Source organism: Pseudoalteromonas citrea (assembly GCF_000238375.3).
Classification (GTDB): domain Bacteria; phylum Pseudomonadota; class Gammaproteobacteria; order Enterobacterales; family Alteromonadaceae; genus Pseudoalteromonas; species Pseudoalteromonas citrea.
The window spans coordinates 1-521 of the sequence record NZ_AHBZ03000002.1; the positions used below are offsets into that span (position 1 = coordinate 1).

Sequence of the window (521 nt, forward strand, 5' to 3'; positions counted from 1 at the left end):
GATGTCGCCATCGAGCTTTAGAAAGTCATTAAGGAAGCAGTCACACAGTATTGGTTTGCAGCAGTGTAACCCGCATGCACTTCGCCATGCTTACGCGACACATCAACTTGAGTCAGGCATGCCGCTTCATCAATTGCAACATCAGCTTGGTCACAGTGATATTAAAACGACACAGAGTTACTTACATTGGTTACCTGAATTAGGCCATGGCGGCATTGATTTACTGGCCGATTGGGCAAAACAATGAGTAGGTTACACCTTGCTGATATTTTAAACTTAGGGTTAGATGATTATCGGCAACACCACTCACTGAATTACCAGCAGACACGGGTCTGCCAACATCTTCAATCATGTAGGACAGGCAAGTTAGGGTATCAATCTTGGCAATGTGATACGTGTGGCGAGGTAAAACAGGTCGGATGCAGCTGCCGAGACCGACACTGCCCACGCTGTCAAAGTATGGCAACAGCACAGTGGGCGCAAAAACAGCAAGCCCGTTTATTGCCTTGTCGTTACTTCCA

2 protein-coding genes are annotated in these 521 nt (G+C 47.0%); both read left to right on the plus strand.

Annotated features, from left to right (window positions below; translation table 11 throughout):
• Positions 1-247: tyrosine-type recombinase/integrase (locus PCIT_RS00010; protein WP_021032272.1), on the plus strand; the 247-nt coding region annotated here is incomplete at its 5' end.
• Positions 244-521: transposase zinc-binding domain-containing protein (locus PCIT_RS00015; protein ID WP_010368434.1), on the plus strand; the 278-nt coding region annotated here is incomplete at its 3' end. The genes PCIT_RS00010 and PCIT_RS00015, both read left to right, overlap by 4 nt.